Annotated in this window: 24 protein-coding genes; 8 read left to right on the forward strand and 16 right to left on the reverse strand. The window is 41.1% G+C overall.

What is annotated here, in order from left to right:
- Positions 1-398 precede the first annotated feature (398 nt).
- Complete coding sequence (locus tag H5154_RS12510; protein ID WP_149983193.1) at positions 399-932, forward strand: gamma carbonic anhydrase family protein; 534 nt, start codon at positions 399-401, stop codon at positions 930-932.
- On the opposite strand, the gene H5154_RS12515 is transcribed toward H5154_RS12510, so the two are convergent.
- Positions 929-1,183 (reverse strand): DUF1488 domain-containing protein, encoded by a 255-nt coding sequence (locus H5154_RS12515; protein WP_182718490.1) that lies wholly within the window; start codon positions 1,181-1,183, stop codon positions 929-931. The two genes, H5154_RS12510 and H5154_RS12515, sit on opposite strands and share 4 nt — an antisense overlap.
- Entirely contained in the window at positions 1,180-2,004 is an 825-nt protein-coding gene (aroE, locus tag H5154_RS12520) for a shikimate dehydrogenase (RefSeq protein WP_145241784.1), read from the reverse strand. Before aroE ends, H5154_RS12515 begins: the two co-directional genes overlap by 4 nt.
- Positions 2,005-2,071: 67 nt before the next feature.
- Between aroE and H5154_RS12525 the strand changes: the two genes are divergently transcribed.
- Both H5154_RS12525 and H5154_RS12530 read left to right on the forward strand, forming a co-directional pair.
- Entirely contained in the window at positions 2,072-2,509 is a 438-nt protein-coding gene (locus tag H5154_RS12525; protein ID WP_145241782.1) for a group II truncated hemoglobin, read from the forward strand.
- 99 nt (positions 2,510-2,608) lie between these two features.
- The gene (locus H5154_RS12530; protein WP_182718491.1) at positions 2,609-4,210 is read left to right on the forward strand and encodes a methyl-accepting chemotaxis protein; all 1,602 of its coding nucleotides are present in this window, start codon (positions 2,609-2,611) and stop codon (positions 4,208-4,210) included.
- A 50-nt stretch (positions 4,211-4,260) separates the two neighbouring features.
- Here H5154_RS12530 and hemF read toward each other — a convergent pair whose 3' ends face one another.
- The 6 genes from hemF to H5154_RS12560 all read right to left on the reverse strand — a co-directional run bounded on the left by hemF (position 4,261) and on the right by H5154_RS12560 (position 9,160).
- Positions 4,261-5,178 carry an oxygen-dependent coproporphyrinogen oxidase gene (gene hemF, locus H5154_RS12535; RefSeq protein WP_182718492.1) on the reverse strand — a complete coding sequence of 306 codons (918 nt, stop codon included), beginning with the start codon at positions 5,176-5,178 and terminating at the stop codon, positions 4,261-4,263.
- 2 nt (positions 5,179-5,180) lie between these two features.
- Positions 5,181-5,747, reverse strand: a complete 567-nt coding sequence (locus tag H5154_RS12540; RefSeq protein WP_182718493.1) for an L-threonylcarbamoyladenylate synthase — start codon at positions 5,745-5,747, stop codon at positions 5,181-5,183.
- A gap of 37 nt (positions 5,748-5,784) precedes the next feature.
- Positions 5,785-6,357 carry a type I DNA topoisomerase gene (locus H5154_RS12545; protein ID WP_182718494.1) on the reverse strand — a complete coding sequence of 191 codons (573 nt, stop codon included), beginning with the start codon at positions 6,355-6,357 and terminating at the stop codon, positions 5,785-5,787.
- 73 nt (positions 6,358-6,430) lie between these two features.
- Positions 6,431-6,904: a DUF494 family protein gene (locus H5154_RS12550; protein ID WP_182718495.1), complete on the reverse strand. Its 474-nt coding sequence runs from the start codon at positions 6,902-6,904 to the stop codon at positions 6,431-6,433.
- Between the two features lie 22 nt (positions 6,905-6,926).
- Entirely contained in the window at positions 6,927-8,009 is a 1,083-nt protein-coding gene (dprA, locus tag H5154_RS12555) for a DNA-processing protein DprA (RefSeq protein WP_182718496.1), read from the reverse strand.
- Positions 8,010-8,038: 29 nt separating this feature from the next.
- Entirely contained in the window at positions 8,039-9,160 is a 1,122-nt protein-coding gene (locus H5154_RS12560; protein ID WP_182718497.1) for a LysM peptidoglycan-binding domain-containing protein, read from the reverse strand.
- A 118-nt stretch (positions 9,161-9,278) separates the two neighbouring features.
- Here H5154_RS12560 and def point away from each other — a divergent pair, with 118 nt between their 5' ends.
- From def to H5154_RS12585, 5 genes are all read left to right on the forward strand, one after another.
- Positions 9,279-9,785, forward strand: a complete 507-nt coding sequence (def, locus tag H5154_RS12565) for a peptide deformylase (protein WP_145241766.1) — start codon at positions 9,279-9,281, stop codon at positions 9,783-9,785.
- A 26-nt stretch (positions 9,786-9,811) separates the two neighbouring features.
- Complete coding sequence (fmt, locus tag H5154_RS12570; protein ID WP_145241764.1) at positions 9,812-10,765, forward strand: methionyl-tRNA formyltransferase; 954 nt, start codon at positions 9,812-9,814, stop codon at positions 10,763-10,765.
- The gene (rsmB, locus tag H5154_RS12575; protein ID WP_145241763.1) at positions 10,758-12,047 is read left to right on the forward strand and encodes a 16S rRNA (cytosine(967)-C(5))-methyltransferase RsmB; all 1,290 of its coding nucleotides are present in this window, start codon (positions 10,758-10,760) and stop codon (positions 12,045-12,047) included. The genes fmt and rsmB overlap by 8 nt, the downstream gene beginning before the upstream one ends.
- Positions 12,048-12,064: 17 nt before the next feature.
- Positions 12,065-13,441, forward strand: a complete 1,377-nt coding sequence (trkA, locus tag H5154_RS12580; RefSeq protein ID WP_064668279.1) for a Trk system potassium transporter TrkA — start codon at positions 12,065-12,067, stop codon at positions 13,439-13,441.
- A gap of 199 nt (positions 13,442-13,640) precedes the next feature.
- The gene (locus tag H5154_RS12585; RefSeq protein ID WP_259398504.1) at positions 13,641-15,791 is read left to right on the forward strand and encodes a TonB-dependent siderophore receptor; all 2,151 of its coding nucleotides are present in this window, start codon (positions 13,641-13,643) and stop codon (positions 15,789-15,791) included.
- A 69-nt stretch (positions 15,792-15,860) separates the two neighbouring features.
- On the opposite strand, the gene H5154_RS12590 is transcribed toward H5154_RS12585, so the two are convergent.
- The 8 genes from H5154_RS12590 to H5154_RS12625 form a co-directional block, all read right to left on the reverse strand.
- On the reverse strand, positions 15,861-16,076 hold the full coding sequence (locus H5154_RS12590) for an EF-hand domain-containing protein (protein ID WP_182718498.1): 216 nt from the start codon (positions 16,074-16,076) through the stop codon (positions 15,861-15,863).
- Between the two features lie 67 nt (positions 16,077-16,143).
- Positions 16,144-16,356 (reverse strand): calmodulin, encoded by a 213-nt coding sequence (locus H5154_RS12595; protein WP_145241760.1) that lies wholly within the window; start codon positions 16,354-16,356, stop codon positions 16,144-16,146.
- Between the two features lie 84 nt (positions 16,357-16,440).
- The gene (locus H5154_RS12600; protein ID WP_145241758.1) at positions 16,441-16,653 is read right to left on the reverse strand and encodes a calmodulin; all 213 of its coding nucleotides are present in this window, start codon (positions 16,651-16,653) and stop codon (positions 16,441-16,443) included.
- A 505-nt stretch (positions 16,654-17,158) separates the two neighbouring features.
- On the reverse strand, positions 17,159-17,629 hold the full coding sequence (locus H5154_RS12605) for an OsmC family protein (protein WP_182718499.1): 471 nt from the start codon (positions 17,627-17,629) through the stop codon (positions 17,159-17,161).
- A gap of 14 nt (positions 17,630-17,643) precedes the next feature.
- Positions 17,644-18,063 carry a GNAT family N-acetyltransferase gene (locus H5154_RS12610; RefSeq protein ID WP_310736613.1) on the reverse strand — a complete coding sequence of 140 codons (420 nt, stop codon included), beginning with the start codon at positions 18,061-18,063 and terminating at the stop codon, positions 17,644-17,646.
- Between the two features lie 88 nt (positions 18,064-18,151).
- Positions 18,152-18,745: a DUF998 domain-containing protein gene (locus H5154_RS12615; protein ID WP_182718500.1), complete on the reverse strand. Its 594-nt coding sequence runs from the start codon at positions 18,743-18,745 to the stop codon at positions 18,152-18,154.
- Positions 18,746-18,927: 182 nt separating this feature from the next.
- The gene (locus H5154_RS12620; RefSeq protein WP_145241754.1) at positions 18,928-19,140 is read right to left on the reverse strand and encodes a calmodulin; all 213 of its coding nucleotides are present in this window, start codon (positions 19,138-19,140) and stop codon (positions 18,928-18,930) included.
- Between the two features lie 148 nt (positions 19,141-19,288).
- Complete coding sequence (locus H5154_RS12625; RefSeq protein WP_145241752.1) at positions 19,289-19,501, reverse strand: calmodulin; 213 nt, start codon at positions 19,499-19,501, stop codon at positions 19,289-19,291.
- Positions 19,502-19,594: the final 93 nt, after the last annotated feature.

Raw genomic sequence — 19,594 nt, forward strand, 5'->3', positions numbered from 1 at the left:
ATTGCTTTATATTGTTAAAGAACGTTGCGGTTAAAGTTAAACTTTATCTCGCTAGGGCTGCGCATATTACGCTTTCCTATTTTTTTGTCAACACTTAATTTTAAACTTTCTTAAAAATCTAAACTCAAGTTTTACTCGACTAACTGATTAACTCTTGCAGCTTAAGCGTTGCCTGCTGCCGTCTCAGTGGGGTCGCATTATAGGGCGCGGCGAATTTTACGCAAGCGTTTTTTAAAGAAAACTTGAAATAAAGTGCTGTTCGTTCAATTTACGCGCTAAACAGCTCAAAAGTGCTAGTTTAGTATACAGCACAGATCCTAGCTGGCCATTTTATAGGCTCTACTGCTACACTATTTACCTCTTACTATTGAACTTATTCTTAATTTATTAGGTGTTTTATGGCAATCCGTTCTTATAAAGGAATTACTCCTCGTTTTAACCAGTCTGTTTATATAGATGAGTCGGCTGTTTTAGTTGGTGATATCACATTAGGTGAAGATAGTAGTGTATGGCCATTAGTAGCAGCACGAGGGGACGTTAACTATATACGCATTGGTGAACGTACTAACGTGCAAGACGGCAGCGTGTTACATCTAACGCGTGCCAGTAAAAGTAACCCAGATGGTTATCCATTAATTATTGGTGATGATGTTACCGTTGGTCACAAGGTTATGTTGCACGGCTGTTGTTTGGGGAATCGTATTTTAGTCGGCATGGGCGCGATTGTAATGGATAATGCCATTGTTGAAGATGATGTGATAATTGGTGGCGGTTCATTAGTTCCACCAAACAAGCGCTTGGAATCGGGCTTTCTCTATGTGGGTAGTCCAGTAAAGCAGGCGCGCCCTTTAACCGAGCAAGAGCTGAGTTTTTTAAAAATATCAGCAACTAATTATGTTGAGCTTAAAGATGAGTATCTAGCTGAGGATTAACTCAGCACTGAAACAATGATTTGTCCTGCCGAGTTATATTCTTCATTCTCGATTAGTTGCTCGGCTATATCTTCATAGTCAAAACGCGCCTGTTCAAAATGTAACTTTGCAGCTTGTTGGTCAGCCAATGCTAGCGTGTGTGTGTCAATGACACATTCAACCATTAAGCCACTTACTTGAGCAAAAAACGTTAACAGCTGGGATTGTAAGTTAAATTCAAATCGGTCGATAAATTGGATTGCTTGATTCATGCAAGCTCTCCGGTTTTTAATGCCCGAACAACAGGGAGTATTTCAGGCATATTATTGCGCCACACAAAATAGGCTTGTGCAGCTTGCCCTACTAGCATGCCACTTCCATCAAGTACGTTAATATTAGCCTTATAGCCCTGAGCCCATTGCATAAACAGCGTATTTTGCTGTGAATAAAACATATCATAAACATGTTCACAGCCATCAAGGTGTTTTTTATCAAGCGCAGGCAATTCACCAAGCATACTGCTAGATGTAGAGTTTACAATTAGCGAGTAATCACTTACTGGCAAATCATCAAAACCATAGCCAGTTACATTACCGTATTGGGCAAATAATTCAGCTAGTTCCTTAGCTTTTGCTGCCGTACGATTGACTATAATGATTTCACTCGGCTGTTGTGCCAATAACGGTAAAACCACGCCACGTGCAGCGCCTCCGGCACCTATAAGTAAGACCCGTTTATCTTTAATGGTAACCTGATTCGCAAGCAGATCGTTCACAAAACCAATGCCATCGGTGTTGTCACCTAGCAAGCGCCCATCATCTAATAACTTAATAGTATTTACTGCTCCGACAATGGTTGCCAATTCAGTTCGCTCATCAACTAGCGCAAATGCTTGCTCTTTAAATGGCACTGTAACATTAGCTCCTTTACCGCCTGTGGCAAAAAAATCGGCCACGGCTTTTTTAAAACCATCAATCGGTGCTAATATTGCGCTGTATTCGATTTGTTCGCCCAATGAGGTTGCAAATTGCTGATGTATCGCAGGGGATTTTGAATGTTTAATAGGATTTCCAAAAACTGCATATTTGTCCATACTTGAGCAACCTCTTTGTGCAGTAACATTACCTCGTAACTTACTGCTAATTAATGATGATAAAACTATGATTAAACGATTCTTTTCAAAATCGAAACCACCAGAACAACAGCAAGCACCAACGCCAGAAAAAACACCTTATCAACTGATGGGTGGAGAAGCTGGTGCTTTAGCACTTGCGAATCGATTCTACGACATTATGGCCAGCGATGAATACGCTAAACCGTTATATGATATGCATCCTCAACCATTGGACCGTATTCGCCAAGTGTTTTTTGAGTTTTTATCAGGGTGGTTAGGCGGCCCAGACTTGTTTGTTGAAAAACATGGTCACCCTATGCTGCGTAAACGCCATATGCCTTTTCCAATTGATCAAGATTTACGAGATCAATGGATGTATTGCATGAATAAAGCGTTAGACGCGGAAATTGATAATCCCTTATTACGAGAAGGGTTACGTAAATCTTTGGCACAACTTGCCAGTCATATGATTAATCAGCACTAGCACTTCTCTTTAACTGCACGTTATTTGCGCTAAGTCAAAACGGCCTTTTTTTAAATATAGATAATACGTGGTCAAATATTTAGAAAAAGCGTCGTGCGTGTGAAATCAATCCAACATAAAATTTATGCCCTATTGGCCCTAACAGGCATTATTGTGTTAATTGCCAGTATTCTTAGTAGCTCAAGCCAACAACGAACGCTTGCGCAAGACACTGTTGCAGAAAATATTAAGCTTCTTGCTGATAACTACTTTGACTCTATCAATACTTTGATGATCACAGGCACCATGGCAAATAGAGAGCTATTAAGCCAAAAACTACGCAAGCACCCAAATATTGAAGATGCGCATATTATTCGCTCCCCAATTGTTAATAAACTTTATGGGCCGGGCAATAAAAATCAAGCGCCGAGCAACGATATCGAACGCGAGGCTTTAAAAGGCAAGGAAACATTGCTAATTGATCAGCAAAATAATAGCCGCAGTATGACTTTTCTGCGCCCTATGTTTGCCAGTAGCGATTATAAAGGCACTAATTGCCTTGGCTGTCATCAAGCACAAGAAGGTGATGTACTCGGCGTAGTTAAAATTAGTTACTCATTAGCTGATATTGATAATGCGGTGACTTACAACACCCTAGTAAATACCGCATTACTCTCTATTATTTTTATTATTGCCTTTGTATTACTGGGCATTATGTTTAGACAAATTTTTATTGTACGCCTTAAAAAGCTAGGTCATGCTATGCATTTAGCTACAACCAACAAAGATTTAAGCCTGCGAATTGACGATAGCGCTGAAGATGAACTGGGTTGGCTCGCCACCAGCTTTAATAAGATGATCGCTACCTTTAAAGATAATATTGCTCAAGTATCTCATTCATCAAAAATATTGATCCACTCAGCAGAAAAAATTTATACCTCAGCGGATACTACTGAGCGCGCTATTTTAGAGCAAAAGAAAAATACAGACTCCGTGGCAGCTGCTATAAACGAACTAGAGAGCTCCTCTAATGAAGTAAAAAACACCACTCACTTTGCCTCTGAAAAATCAGAAAACAGTAATGAACTTGCACAACAAAGTATGCATGTTGCTGAACAAACAGAACTCAGTATTAATCAATTAGCAGACGATGTTCGCCAAGCTGCAGCGCAAGTAAGTCAACTACAAGTACAAACACTTGAGGTAGGAAAAGTACTCGAAGTGATTAGCAGTATTGCTGAACAGACCAATTTGTTAGCTCTTAATGCTGCGATTGAAGCCGCACGTGCAGGTAAAGCTGGGCGGGGCTTTGCTGTGGTGGCTGATGAAGTACGTACATTGGCAACTCGTACTCATGCATCCACCGATGAAATTCGTCGCACAATCGACAAACTGCAATCCGAAGCGGCGCAAACGGTTAAAACCATGGGTGAATCGTGTGAGGAGGCTGATGCTAGAGCGCAACAAGTAAAAAATGTTGCTCAAGCTTTAAAAGATATTTCTATGCAGATGAATGAAATAAATCAACTTAATATTCAAATAGCCGACGCGACAGAACAACAAAACTTAGCCGCAGAGGAAATAAATAGGAGTGTTATTGGTATTAGTGATAACGCTGAGCGGTCATTAGTGGATGCTAACGATAACCAAAAAGTAAGTGAGGAGCTGTTAAATCTAGCGCGTTCACTGGATGAGCAAGTAAGAAGCTTTAAATTGATGTAATACTTAAAGTTGCCAGTCAATAAACCAGATATTGACTGGCAGCCTGCTTACTATGCTAGCCCTAACCAGTCTCTTGGTTTTAAAAAGTCAGCGTATAGCTTATTTTCAGCACTGCCTTCTTCGGGTGTATAGTTATATTCCCAACGCGCTAGCGGCGGCATCGACATTAATATTGATTCTGTACGTCCGCCACTTTGCAAGCCAAATAAAGTGCCACGATCCCACACTAAGTTAAACTCAACATAACGGCCACGACGATAAAGTTGGAAGTCTCGTTGCTGCTCAGTAAATAGGGTTGCTTTTCTACGTTCAATAATAGGTAAATAAGCACCTAAAAAGCCATTGCCTACTGCTTGCATAAAGGCAAAGCTTTGCTCAAACCCGGCTTCATTCAAATCATCAAAGAATAAACCGCCGACACCGCGCGTTTCATCGCGATGTTTTAGGTAAAAATACTCGTCACACCATTTTTTATATTTAGGGTAAACCTCATCTCCAAACGGCGCACATAAATCATGCGCGACTTGATGCCAATGTTGAACATCTTCAAGCTCAGGATAAAATGGCGTTAAGTCAAAACCACCACCAAACCACCAAATAGGCTCCTCACCTTGCTTTTCTGCAATGAAAAAGCGTACGTTAGCATGGCTCGTTGGAATATGTGGATTGTTTGGGTGGATCACTAGCGAGACACCACAGGCATGGAAGCTACGACCAGCAAGTTCTGGACGATGCGCAGTTGCCGATGCCGGCATTGAAGCACCAAACACATGCGAGTAGTTCACCCCACCTTGCTCGATCACATTGCCACCACGAATAACACGAGTTCGGCCACCACCGCCTTCTTCGCGCTGCCAACTGTCTTCTACAAACTTGGCTTGGCCATCAGCTTGCTCTAAACCTTGGCAAATTGTGTCTTGCAAGGCCATCAGGTAGGTTTTTACTTGTTCGAGTAAATTGCTGTGCATGGTTATCCTCTAAATACTTTGCCGGTCATTACATCTTTAATAGTGCTAGGCTGCGTGTTACCACCGAGTGGTTCATCTACATAAAATGCCACCAGCTCGCCAAACTCACTTTTAGCCATTGCAATACTAGTGACCGTATCATGTCCTGATAAGTTAGCACTAGTAGACACAAGAGGTTTGCCTAATTCTTGGCATAAGCGCTTTACTGTTGGGTGATTAGTTACACGCACAGCAATACTATCAAATTGTCCTGTTAACCATTTAGGCGTACCTTTAGCCGCTGGCATAACCCAAGTAATTGCGCCGGGCCAGCTGGAAAAAATATCAGCGCGTTTATCCATCGGAATTTTTGCATCATCAACATACTTTAATAATTGCCCATAATTATCGGCAATTAAAATTAAGCCTTTCTCAACGGGCCGCTGCTTTATTGCAAGTAAGCGCTCCACAGCTTGCTGATTATCGGGGTCACAGCCTAAGCCATAAACAGCTTCGGTTGGGTAAACAATAACCCCGCCTTGCGACACAGCAGCAAGGGCTGTTAAAGGAACTGAGGTAGTATCAGTCACTGAAAATCTCCAAATACAATAAAATTAAAGCCGGTAATTATTCGCTCACCGTGAATTTATGCGAGCAACTTTTCTGAGGGCATTGTAGCACAACACTATTGGTCATTTGCTTTTGCATCATTACTGGCCATTGGCACGCGGGGCAGATATGGCTAACTGGTTTGTGATTGAGTGTGTATTTACAACTTGGATAGCTATTACATGAATAAAATGTTTTACCAAATTTATTACTACGCGCCACTAACTGGCCTTTTTTACACTTAGGGCAAGCAGGTAAAACTTCTTCATTTGGCTCAGGCTCATCATGAGCAATGTAGTGACACTCAGGATAACCCGTACAGCCAATAAACATACCATAGCGGCCATTCTTCACTACTAGCGGATTACCACACTCTGGACAAGGGCTATCATCAAGTACTTTGATTTGTTGAGTATCATGTTGAGCAAGCGAGCGAATAAAATCACATTCGGGGTAACTCGCACAGCCAAGGAAAGGACCTGATTTACTGTTGCGGATCACAAGCTCTGAACCGCATTTAGGGCACACTTCGTATTCTTTTTCTAAGGCATGTTGATTTGCAGAAAAAAGCGATTGGTCGATTTTACTCATGTGTTCCCTAAGCAGCTGGCTAATTTTCGCCTAATATACCCAAACTAATTAAAGATACAAGCGCAGCACTTGCTTAATGTACTACCTCTGCCGGCTCATCAAAAATAAGTTCTTCCATTTGCGCATAAGCTTGCTCTGAGCCTGGCACATTAAACAACACCATAAGTACCACCCATTTTAAATCATCAAGTGATATATAAGATTTATCTAATGCGAACAAACGATCCATAACCATTTCACGCGTTGCGCTGTTGATCACTCCGACTTGTTCTAAAAACATTAAAAAGCCCCGACACTCTACGCTCAGCATGTGGCATTCACTATCGGTAAAAATACGTATCGCATGTTGTGGGAGGCGGTTTAAATAAGGGAATTCATCACTGTGCTGCAAGTCAGCAAGCTGCTCAAGCCAATCAAGTGCTTTGTATATTTCGGGCTTATTAAAGCCGGCACGTAATAATTCGTCAGTGAGTTCATTATGCTCAACAAAGACTTCGGCTTCGCTGTGAATGTAGTTTTCAAACAGATACATGAGGATATCGAACATGTTACTTTCCTCCACACTAAGCTTATCGAACTCTAATATAGCCATCTAATACACGCTCTACTCTATCTTCCAATTCAAGATCAAGTAAACGTGCTTGCACTTTATCTATTGGCCACTGGCTACGCTGAGCAATTAAATCAACAGCTGTTACTTCAAAACCAACACTGTTTAGTATTTCGCAGGCAGGTTCATCAACCGTTGCTTCTTCTATAGTATATAGACTGTTTTCGCAGAAAAAGCTCACTTCGTCGAGAATATCACTGACATTTTCCACCAGCTTTGCACCTTGTTTAATTAAAAAGTGACTGGCTTCAGAGAGTGGATTTTTAATTGAACCAGGCACTGCAAAAACTTCTTTGTTTTGCTCCAGCGCATAACGCACGGTGATAAGCGAACCGCTTTTTATTTCAGCCTCGACAATCAACACACCTAATGACAAACCAGATATTATACGATTACGTCTTGGGAAGTTATTAGCATTAGCGGCTGTACCGGGTAAAAACTCGCTCACCAACATCCCCCGTTCGGATACTTGATCGGTGAGTAACTTATGCCGTTTAGGATAATAAACATCCACTCCAGTACCAAGCACTCCAATGGTTTTACCATTGCCCGCCAGCGCTCCTTTGTGGGCAGCACCATCAATACCAAGCGCCATTCCGGAAGTTACCGTTAATCCAGCCACAGTGAGTTGATGAGCAAATTCAGCGGCGATCTCTAAACCGATTGGCGTGGCATTGCGGCTTCCAACAATAGCGATTTGCGGACTGGTCAATAACTCTAAATTGCCTCGGCAAAATAGCAATAAAGGCGCGCTAGCAATTTCTTTTAATAATGGTGGATAGTGAGGATCGAAGTAATCAATTGCGGTTATCTGTGAGTTAACAATTATCTGTTGATAATAGTCAACTTGCTGCCAATCGGTTGCTAGTAAATTAGTGGCGACCTGCGGGCTTAAACCATGACCGGTAAGCTGATCGTGAGTCAGCTCAAACAAATCATCTAATGGCAGTTTTTGTGCCAATGCCAATAAGGTTTTAACACCTAAGCCTTTACATAAATAAAAGGCAAGCCAATGGGTTAGCTTGCCTGATGAATCTTTCATGCTCCCTCCTTAGAGCACTCAAACCTGAATTAATTTATAACTGCAAAATCACCGACTCGGATTGGGTGCTGGTTTTTTACGATTAAGGCATAACTAACGTTTTTATAAACTTTAAACACCATTAGCTGACCGACCTGTTCTTTTGGCATATGCCACACAGTCGTGTCGGCATCTGCCTCAACGCCAAAAAATTCGTTGGCGTTTGTTACTAACTTTTCAAGGCTATTTGAATCTTCTTTGTAGCGTGGGCCATTGCGACCATCAAAAACAGTCGGTGATTGACGCTCAATATCTAAAATATGGCCTTCTTTAATTTGCTGCTCTGACCCTAAGTTTAGCACTACAATATCCATTGTGCTGAATTCTCGTAATCCACTCACTGATGCGATGATTTCACCTTGCACTGGCTGCTCAGGACGGTGAATATTAAAATACGCAGGTAATAGCTGACCTTCTATCGCAGGCATTAAAAAATCACCCGCTTTGATTTCTCTCTTTACCTGTTCAACTTTAACTGAAGCAGGTACACCATTGGCAATATCACCTTTTCTAAATACACGACCCACCGCCACTAATTGTGCTTTATTAGCCAACACTTCGTTCGTTTGCGGATCAACATATGCTTCGCCGTTGCGGTAAATAGCGTATGACTCGTGTAATTTCAGCTCACCTTTAACATAAACTATATGGCCTTCGGTATTCATTTTAGTGTTGACATTGGCACCTAAAATATAAGGTTTATCGGCAATGTCTTCAGCATTTAGTGCTTGCTCATAGGTTAGGTAAGGACGCAGCAGCTCAAGAGGTAACGTAGGGATCGCATTTTTACCTTTTTGCACAATTCGACCATGTGGAGAAAGCTTTTTATAACCCTGATTAATCACCAAACGTGGATTACCGTGCTCATCGTAGATTAAAGACAGTGCATCCCCTGGGTAAATTAGGTGTGGATTATTAATTTGTGGATTCATTTGCCAAAGTTCCGGCCACTGCCAAGGCTCTTGCAAATAAACTCCTGAAATATCCCAAAGTGTATCGCCCTTTTTCACAACGTATTGTTTAGGCGCATCTTTTTTTATAGTTAATACATCTGCTAACGATGGGAAAGTAGCACTTAATGCCAACATTGCCGCGAGTAATGGGTATTTCATTGAGCTTCCTTGTGGTGTTTTTTCATTATTATCAACCAAAACCTGTTAAAGGTGAACGCGAATGGCTAAAATAAGAGCATACAATACCCTAAATTAAGCACAAGTGAAAAAGGTTACTATGGCTAGGTTAGAAGTTTTAAGATTTCCAGATGAGCGTTTACGTACAATAGCAAAAGAAGTGGTGCAAGTTGACGACCAAATTCGCCAAATTGTAAAAGACATGCTGGAAACTATGTATGATGAAAACGGCATTGGATTAGCTGCGACTCAAGTCGATATTCATCAACGTATTGTGGTCATTGACGTATCAGAAGAACGTGATGAACCGTTAGTATTGATCAACCCGACAATCACTAAACAAGATGGCACCACGGTAAGTGAAGAAGGCTGTTTATCTGTGCCACACTCTTATGCAAAAGTTGACCGCGCAGAAACTGTAACAGTGACCGCATTAAATGAAAATGGCGAAGAGTTTAGTTTAGATGCTGATGAGCTATTAGCAATTTGCATCCAGCATGAGCTTGACCATTTACAGGGTAAACTATTTATCGATTACTTATCACCGTTAAAGCGCCAACGTATTCGTAAAAAACTTGAAAAAGAAGCTAAGTTAGCAGCGCAATAATACCTTAGTAATAATTAGGAAGTTCAGTGACACAACCATTACGCATTATTTTTGCCGGTACGCCAGACTTTGCTGCGCGCCATTTACAAGCTCTTATCGACTCAGAGCATCAAATTGTTGGCGTGTATAGCCAACCCGACCGTCCAGCAGGGCGCGGTAAAAAACTCAAAGCCAGTGAAGTGAAAGAGCTAGCACTGGCCAATGAGTTAGCAGTGTTTCAACCTGCCTCATTAAAAAGTGACGACGCTCTGGCTGAACTAAGCAGCTTAAATGCTGACCTTATGATCGTGGTCGCTTATGGATTACTGTTACCAAAAGCAATTTTAGAGGCGCCACGGCTTGGTTGTTTAAATGTACACGGCTCAATTTTACCGCGCTGGCGTGGTGCCGCGCCGATTCAACGCGCTATCTGGGCCGGCGATGAAGAGACTGGCGTCACCATAATGCAAATGGATGAAGGCCTAGATACCGGCGACATGCTGCATATTAGCCGCTGCCCTATTACCGCCACTGAAACAAGTGCAAGTTTATACGCTAAGCTTGCCGATTTAGGCCCAAGCGCACTAATAGACACCATTACTAAGTTAGCTAATGGCGAAATTACCCCGCAAGTACAAAATGACGAGCTTGCCAATTACGCTAAAAAGCTATCTAAAGACGAAGCAAATATTGATTGGTCGATGGACGCAGCGCAAATAGAGCGTAATATCCGCTCATTCAATCCATGGCCGGTCTGTTTTACTCAAATGGGTGAACACACTGTAAAAGTTTATCAAGCTAATGTTGTTGACCAGCAAGGCACGGCAGGAACGGTATTACAAAGCGATAAACACGGCATTGTGATTGCCTGTGGTACTAACGCACTTAATATCACTCAAGTACAACCACAAGGTAAAAAGCCAATGGCCATTACTGACTTTTTAAATGGTCGAGCAGACTGGGTAACTCCTGGCACACGAATAGGCGAACACAATGAGTAATGTCAGGGCGCTTGCCGCCGAAACTTTATATAACGTGGTTGATAAAGGCGCCTCATTAAATCAAGAGCTGCCTTTTGCCAGCCAAGGTTTACCACCTAAAGATAAAGCGTTATTACAGCAAATTTGTTACGGCGTACTGCGTTATTTACCAAGTTTAGAAAATTATTGTCAACATTTAGTTGAGCAGCCACTTAAAGGTAAGCGCCGTATATTCCAGTTCTTACTGTATGTGGGCATTTACCAACTACAACATATGCGGGTTCCACCGCATGCAGCAATTAGCGAAACGGTTAATGCATTAGAACAACTGCGCGCATTGGGTTTAAAAGGCTTGATCAACGCTATTTTACGCAGCTTTCAGCGCCAGCAAGTAGAGCTTGAAGAAAAAGCCAAGCAAATACCAGTGTGTTTATACAACCACCCAAACTGGTTTATCAAACAAGTAACTGAAGCTTACCCTGACTCTTGGCAAGCTCTACTAGAAGCGAACCAGCAGCAAGCACCAATGTGGTTGCGTGTTAACCAAGCGCAATATAGCACCGCTGAATATAGCGAAATGCTCACTGCTAATGACATTGAACATACACTCAATCCTGATTTCCCTGATGGTATTAAGCTGGATAAACCGCGCGATGTGTTTTCGTTGCCTGAATTCGACACCGGCGCATGTTCAGTACAAGATGCAGCAGCACAGCTTGCGGCACGCTTGTTAGATCCAAAAGCTGACGAGCATATTTTAGATGCCTGCGCAGCACCCGGTGGTAAAACCTGTCACATTCTAGAACTCGCAGATGCTGATGTACTGGCACTTGATAGCGATGCCACCCGCCTTGAACGTGTAAAGCAAAACCTTGAAAGAATTGGCTTAGGCGCTGATTTACAATGTGCCGATGCTTCGCAGCCACACAAATGGTGGGATGAGCAACAGTTTGACCGTATTCTATTAGACGTTCCTTGCTCTGCAACAGGTGTAATTCGTCGTCACCCAGATATCAAATGGCTACGTCGTGCATCAGATATCAATGATCTGGCGACACTCCAGGGCGATATTCTCAATAGCATTTGGCCATTATTGAAACCAGGTGGCACGCTAATTTATGCAACCTGCTCGGTATTACCACAAGAGAACCAACAGCAAGTCGCTAAATTTTTAGCAAATAATAACGATGTTGAACATATCCCGCTACATGATAACGATACCCCAAGCAACCCTGGGCTGCAGTTACTGCCTGGTGAGAGTGACGGATTTTATTATGCCAAGCTTATAAAAACACACTCATAAGAAGCTTTTAGTAAACCATGAAAATAATCATACTCGGTGCAGGACAAGTAGGCGGTACACTCGCTGAAAACCTGGTAGGTGAACAAAACGAAATCACGGTTGTTGATATTGATGGCAACCGATTACGTGAGTTACAAGATAAATACGATCTACAGGGTGTTACAGGTCATAGTGCCCACCCTGATGTATTACGCCGCGCCGGTGCGGAAGACGCCGATATGATCATCGCAGTGACCAGTTCAGATGAAGTGAACATGGTCGCTTGCCAAGTCGCGTATAGTATTTTTAATACGCCGACTAAAATTGCTCGGATCCGTTCTGAGCAATACTTAAAGTACCGCGAAAAGCTCTTTCAAAACGATGATTTACCTGTTGACCACTATATTGCTCCAGAGCAACTAGTGACTAAGTATATTCGTCGCTTGATTGATTATCCTGGTGCGTTACAAGTTTTAGAGTTTGGCGATGGCATGCTCTCGCTGGTTGCGGTAAAGGCTTACTACGGCGGATTGTTAGTCGGTTATGCATTGTCAGCATTAAAAGAGCATATTCCTAATGTTGAAACTCGTGTTGCCGCGATTTACCGCCAAGGTAAAGCAATCAAACCACTGGGTACTACAGTAATTGAAGCGGATGATGAAGTGTTCTTCCTCGCTGCCACCAAACATATTCGTGCAGTAATGAATGAACTACAGAAATTAGAGCGTTCATACAAAAAAATTATGATTGCTGGTGGCGGTAATATTGGTGCTGGGCTTGCTCGCTCTCTGGAAAAGAATCATAGCGTAAAATTGCTTGAACGAAATAAAGAACGTGCTGAGCAGTTATCAGAAATGCTTGATAATACAGTGGTGTTTTGTGGTGATGCGTCAGATCAGGAGTTGTTATCAGAAGAACACATCGAACAAGTTGATGTATTCATTGCGGTAACCAATGATGATGAAGCTAATATTATGTCAGCCATGCTCGCTAAACGCATGGGTGCGCAAAAAACCATGGTGCTTATTCAGCGCGGTGCATATGTTGATTTAGTGCAAGGTGGCGAAATTGATATTGCCATTTCACCACAGCAAGCCACGATTTCTGCCCTGCTTACCCATGTTCGCCGCGGTGATATTGTTAATGTGTATTCATTACGTAAAGGCGCAGCAGAAGCCATTGAGGCGGTGGCCCATGGCGACGAACATACCTCTAAAGTTGTCGGCCGTGCAATTGCTGATATTAAGCTGCCTGCAGGTACCACGATTGGCGCGATTGTCCGTAATGATGATGTACTCATTGCCCACGACGACACGATAATTCACTCAGGCGATCACGTCATTATGTTCTTGATCGATAAAAAGCATATCAACGTAGTTGAAAAACTGTTCCAAGTTAGCGCTATCTTTCTCTAAGTTACTCCTCACCTTTCGACACAAAGCAACTGTATCGAAAGGTGAATTTCCACCTCCAACACATGCAAATGAAAATCAATCTCAAAAGCATTTACTTCTGTACCCAAATCCATTACTCTCACGCTGTTTGATAATCAAGCGTTTTCTCTTTCTGTGAGAAGTTAATTTCACATTTTTTAATATAAATGGATTTCTTCAAATGATACACCCAACTTTAAACACCCCTCTTTGTGTTACATATTGCAGTGTTATTGGTATTCTTGTGTGTGGACTGTCAACGAATGCAAATGCCGAAGCTAAAAACGACATTGAAAAACTAACCATCGTGGGCCAGCAAGATAGCGGCTACAAAGTAAGTGCAATGAACTCAGCAACAGGGCTTGATCTCAGCCACTTGCAAACTCCGCAATCAGCTATCGCTATCACCAGTCAATTTATGGCCGATCAACAATTAAATAGTGCTATTGAAGCCATCACCAGCGTAACCGGCATCAATGCAAGAGAGGCCGATAATGGTAAATATTCAATTTCAGCGCGCGGTATCAGTGTTACCAGTATTTTATATGATGGCATAGCAACAACCTACGATACCCGCTTTAATTACGGCGATAATTTAACAGACACAGCAATTTTTGAACGCATTGAAGTCGTCCGGGGTGCCACAGGTTTAATGCTCGGTGCAGGTAATCCATCAGCAGCAATTAACTTAATACGTAAGCGCCCTACTGTGCATAACCAAGTAAATATTTCTGCAACGGTTGGTTCTTGGCAAAACTATCGTGGTGTGGTTGATGCATCGGGTAGTTTAAATAGCAGTGAAACCGTGCGTGCGCGTGCCGTACTCGCCTATCAAGATCAGCAATCATATCAAGACAGGTTCAGCCAAGAAAAAACCACATTATACGGTATTATCGAAGCTGACCTAACTGATAGTACCCTATTAACTTTTGCTGTTGATACGCAAACCACAGACCCAAAAGGCACGATGTCGGGTGGACTACCTATTTTTTATAGCGATGGCACCCGAACAAACTATGATAGAGAAACATCCACAGCGCCAAATTGGTCATCTTCAAAAACTAAAGCATTGAATAGCTTTATGAGTATTGATCATTACTTCAATGCTAATTGGCAGCTAAGTGCGAGCTATATATATGGTAATAATGACCTACATTACGATGTTTTTTGGGCGACAGGTAACCCTGACTCACAAACGAATATAGGCATGAAGCCCGGTTCAGTAAATTATATTGATGCGAAAAGAATACAACGAACCTATGAAATAGAGCTAGCAGGTAGGTTTAACTGGTTTGGGCAAAACCACCAATTGCTTTTTGGTTACAACAACCAAGATCAAGATTTTTCAACGCCTTATTTTGCAAACCAACAGCCACCGACTGTCATTGGCGACTTTACTGCAACAGATTATGACTACCCAAAACCTAACTGGCAAACCACACCTGCCTATGGCTCGTATGGCACGACAAAGCAAAGCGCACTTTATTTTGCTTCACAGTTTAACGTAACTAATGCGCTATCTATTATTTTGGGTAGTCGTTTAAATCAATGGCAAACCACACAAGACAGTTTTGGTAGCAAGCATGATTACGAGTTGAATAATGAACCGACCAATTATCTTGGTACCACTTATGCCTTAAACGACAGCTGGGCGCTGTATGCCAATTACACCGATATATTCACACCACAAAGCCGTGTGGACGAAAATGGTAATTACTTAGCACCAATTCAAGGTAAAAACTACGAAGTGGGTATTAAAGCCTCATTATTTAATGAGCGTTTAGATATGTCACTGTCTGGTTTTGAAATCCATCAAGATAACTGGGGAGAATATACCGGTGCAACAATTCCAGGAACTAACCAAGATATTTACCAAGCGATTGATGGCACCATTACTGAAGGCTTTGAACTAGAACTCAATGGCGCGATAAGCGATACTTGGGATGCTTACTTTGGCTATACTCGCAGTAAAGGTGAAAGGCCAGATGGCACAACTTTAAATACCATCAATCCAAAAGATCAGTTTAAGTTATTCACTAGTTATCAATTAAGCGATAGCTTACAGGGCGTAAAAATTGGCGGTGGTTATCGCTGGCAGAGTCGCAGCTACGATGATGTAAAAAACCCTGCATTTGGCACGGTTGAAGTTGCACAAAAAGCCTATGGTATAGCCAGTTTAATGGCCAGCTATCAAATTAATAAGCAGATGACTGTTAGCCTTAATATTGATAATTTATTTGATAAAATTTATTACAACCAAATCGGTTTTTATAATCAATACCGCTATGGTAACCCGCGAAAATTTTCACTGCAATTTGACTACAGTTTATAGCAAGCCACCTTCAAGTTAACCAAAAAAGCAGCTTAATGAAGCTGCTTTTTTGGTACTGTGCTGTACGTTTTATTGTACTCTGGCAAACTCTTCTTTCGATAGCTCACCATTTTGATCTGTATCTAAGTCAGCAAAAATTTCAACTAACTGTGCATTCACAGAGGCTTCTTTTTGGCTAATCACGCCGTCTCCATCAGTATCAAATGTGTCAAAACTAACTGCTGCAAACGCAGTTGATGAAGCCGCTAAGGCAAAAATAGCAAGTGCTGTATTAATATGTTTCATAGTGTTATTCCTAATAATTTAAAAGAAAGAAATCCTTTTCAGAGATCCCTGTTTGTGGAAACTGAAATTACGCTTTTGAAAATTCTTCTTTTGATAACTCACCGTTTTGGTCAGTATCAAGCTCAGCAAACTTAGCTGAAATAGTCGCATCAGCAGATGCTTCTTGTTGGCTGATTACACCATTGCCATCAACATCAAGAGTATCGAAGTCAGTTGCTGCAAAAGCAGCTGATGATGATGCCAACGCGATAAGTGCTAAAGTTTTATTTAATGTGTTCATAATTATCTTCCTTCCAAAATTTAGTGTGCTTGCTTAATCAAATGCGCAGGTCCTTTGCAAAGATCCTTGTATGAAAATAAGCGATTACGCTTCAGAAAACTCAGCTTTTGAAAGCTCACCATTACCATCAGTATCTAACTCAGCAAATTGGCTCATTAATTTTGCATCAACTGCCGCTTCGCTTTGGCTGATCGTGCCGCTACCATCAACATCTAAGGTGTCAAAGTCAGTACCTGCAAATGCTGCTGATGAAGAAGCTAATGCGATAAGTGCTAATGTTTTATTTAATGTGTTCATAATAAATATTCCTTCAAAGTTTATGGTTGTGAACTTAAGTGATAATCACCGTTTCGTTCAAGACAACTAGAGTATTACAACTTCGGTGCCAACAATTTATTACCATTAAAAATCATTGAGTTACATTGTATTTTGATGTTTTCGTGGAATTTAGAAGGACTATTCTGTTGCAGTTTAGCAACAAGATTTATGCGTTAACCTATAAAACCATATAAATCAAATGGTTAATAGTTATAAAAATGACACAACTCGATAAACTATGCTGATAATAGTGTTTTTTTCAAAGATGAGTACCCTAACCGCAACTGAACAGCAACTTTAACTGATAAAAATTAAATTTTTTTCATAAATTAACAATCTGAATTGTAAGGGGAAATTAAATTTATTTTGGTAAGTAAAAAATAAAAACGCAGTTAGTTTATGAAAATTCGTGTTTTGTTGCCATTATGCGAAACAATAGCAACGATATTGCAGTTTTAACGCTCTGGGTATTCTTACAATTTAATTAAGCACCAACAATTTCAATCACAATATGTGTTTTCACCGAATTGGCGATAAAACATAACTCATGAGCCTGGTGATGCATTTCTTCTAATTGCTCTGCACTAGGTTGCTCATTTTCGGCAAACTTCACACATGGTTTTAAAGTTACTTGAGTCATCGACATACGCCCATCACTAGCGCGCTGCATCAAACCAACGGCATCATCTTGATAGCTATCAACTATAAACTTATTTTTTGCCGCAATAGATAAGAAAAATAACATATGGCAGCTCGACAATGACGCAATAAATGCCTCTTCGGGGTCGACACTTTCTGCCACAGAATATGGCAGTGGCACGATATGCGGTGAGGAGGATGCAGCAATAGTTGCCCCACCATCAAATTGCCACAAGTGACCTCGGCTATATTTATTATCGATAAACAACTCTTCTGCTTGGCGAGACCACACAACACTTGCTACATATTCAGACATTGAAATTTTTCATCCTAAGTAAATTTACACATCCCACAGCCCAGAATTTTATCCGGCCTACTAAAATATCCGTAACGAGCATAAAAAGATTCTTTACCTTTGGCTGAGAGCAGTCCGATGGTTGCATTTTTTTTTGCTGCCCCAGCCAAATACATTTCTATATTATCCTTAATCAACGCACCAATACCTTGCCTTTGAAAGTCAGGATCGACAACAACATCTTGGATATAAAAAAATAAACCACCATCACCTATTACACGACCCATACCAACAAGTAGCCCCTCCTGTCGGATCACTACATGAAATAACGAGTTGTTTAAACTAGTATTCGCCAGATCAGCGTTAACTTTACCCCAACCGACTTTCTCTCTTAATAAACAAAATTCTTCTAAAGATGGACAGCTCAGTTCCACGGTATAGCTAACACTTTTCACTAAGCCTAATCTCCGTCATTCAATATCTAATTCATCTTTGCTTAAGCGTTTTACAAAGCAACACTTACTGTTGAAATCTAAAATTAAATTACAGCACCAACGAAAATGCACTCAACCACAACAACTGCACACCATAAGCTAATCGTTGATAAGTGCCTACACTGCCTTTTTGCTTAAATGCTTGCGTCAACAAAACTAAAAAGTAACAGGTAATACACACACACAAAATTGAAAAAAGCCGAAATGAAATACCGGTATATGAACTTACAGCAACAAAAATTGGCGCAATCAGCAAAGACAGCAGCATTACCAAGCCAGCCCAAGAATGTATTTGGCAACTCAAAGTAGGGTTTTTAGTATTAGGATCCGCATCCATAGGGAAGTAACCAGCAATCCAGGTACCCACACCATGAATCATGACAAGCCAACCGACCAACGTAATTAATATAGCGGTATTTTCCAGTTGTACGACATACCAACCAAATAAACAAAATAGTAATCCAAGAGGATAGTTATTAATAAGCGGGGATAGTTTTTCCGTGGGACTGCCAGCAGCACCGAGCTCGCTGCAAAATTGCTTTGCATGACTATAGTTTGGATAACACCTACCAGCGATATACACCCCAGCAACAATCCATATACTCGCGCTTAGTGCTGAATATAAACTAATAATCTCTAACATTAGCAACTTCCATGTATAAATTAATACCACGATAATAAGCTGATGTATTTATGTTGTAAATAATATACTTAACCGCACAGGAAGCACACAGGCATAAAAAAAGCAGCCCGGGGGTATTGGCTGCTTTTGAACGTAATCAATGTAAAAGTCCTTTTAAAATTCCTTGTAGGCGGAAGCTATAATTAGGCCTTTGCGAACTCAGCTTTTGAGAGCTCACCGTTACCGTCTGTATCAAGCTCTGCAAATTTACTCATAAGCTCAGCATCAACCGATGCTTCACTTTGGCTGATTGCGCCGTTGCCATCAACATCTAGCGTATCAAAATCGGTAGCAGCAAACGCCGCTGATGAAGATGCCAGTGCGATAAGTGCTAATGTTTTATTTAATGTGTTCATAATTAATATTCCTTCAATGTACTATCAAAAAATTTGTCTCAATACTGGTTTTCAATGCGAGTAAAGTCTTCCTTGTTATCCTTTATCATGGGTTCCCTGCCCACTTAGGTTGTCTTTGGCAACTCAGGATAAACTCAGTATTAGGTTATTAAGCTTTTGAAAACTCTTCTTTTGATAACTCACCGTTTTGGTCAGTATCAAGCTCTGCAAATGTTGTAGATGTAATACCACCCATTGATGCTTCTTGCTGGCTCAGAGCTCCATTCCCATCAACATCTAGCGTATCAAAATCGGTAGCAGCAAACGCCGCTGATGAAGATGCCAGTGCAATAAGTGCTAATGTTTTATTTAATGTGTTCATAATTAATATTCCTTCAATGTACTATCAAAAAATTTGTCTCAATACTGGTTTTCAATGCGAGTAAAGTCTTCCTTGTTATCCTTTATCATGGGT

Source organism: Pseudoalteromonas sp. SR44-5, from assembly GCF_014163675.1.
Lineage (GTDB): Bacteria > Pseudomonadota > Gammaproteobacteria > Enterobacterales > Alteromonadaceae > Pseudoalteromonas > Pseudoalteromonas rhizosphaerae.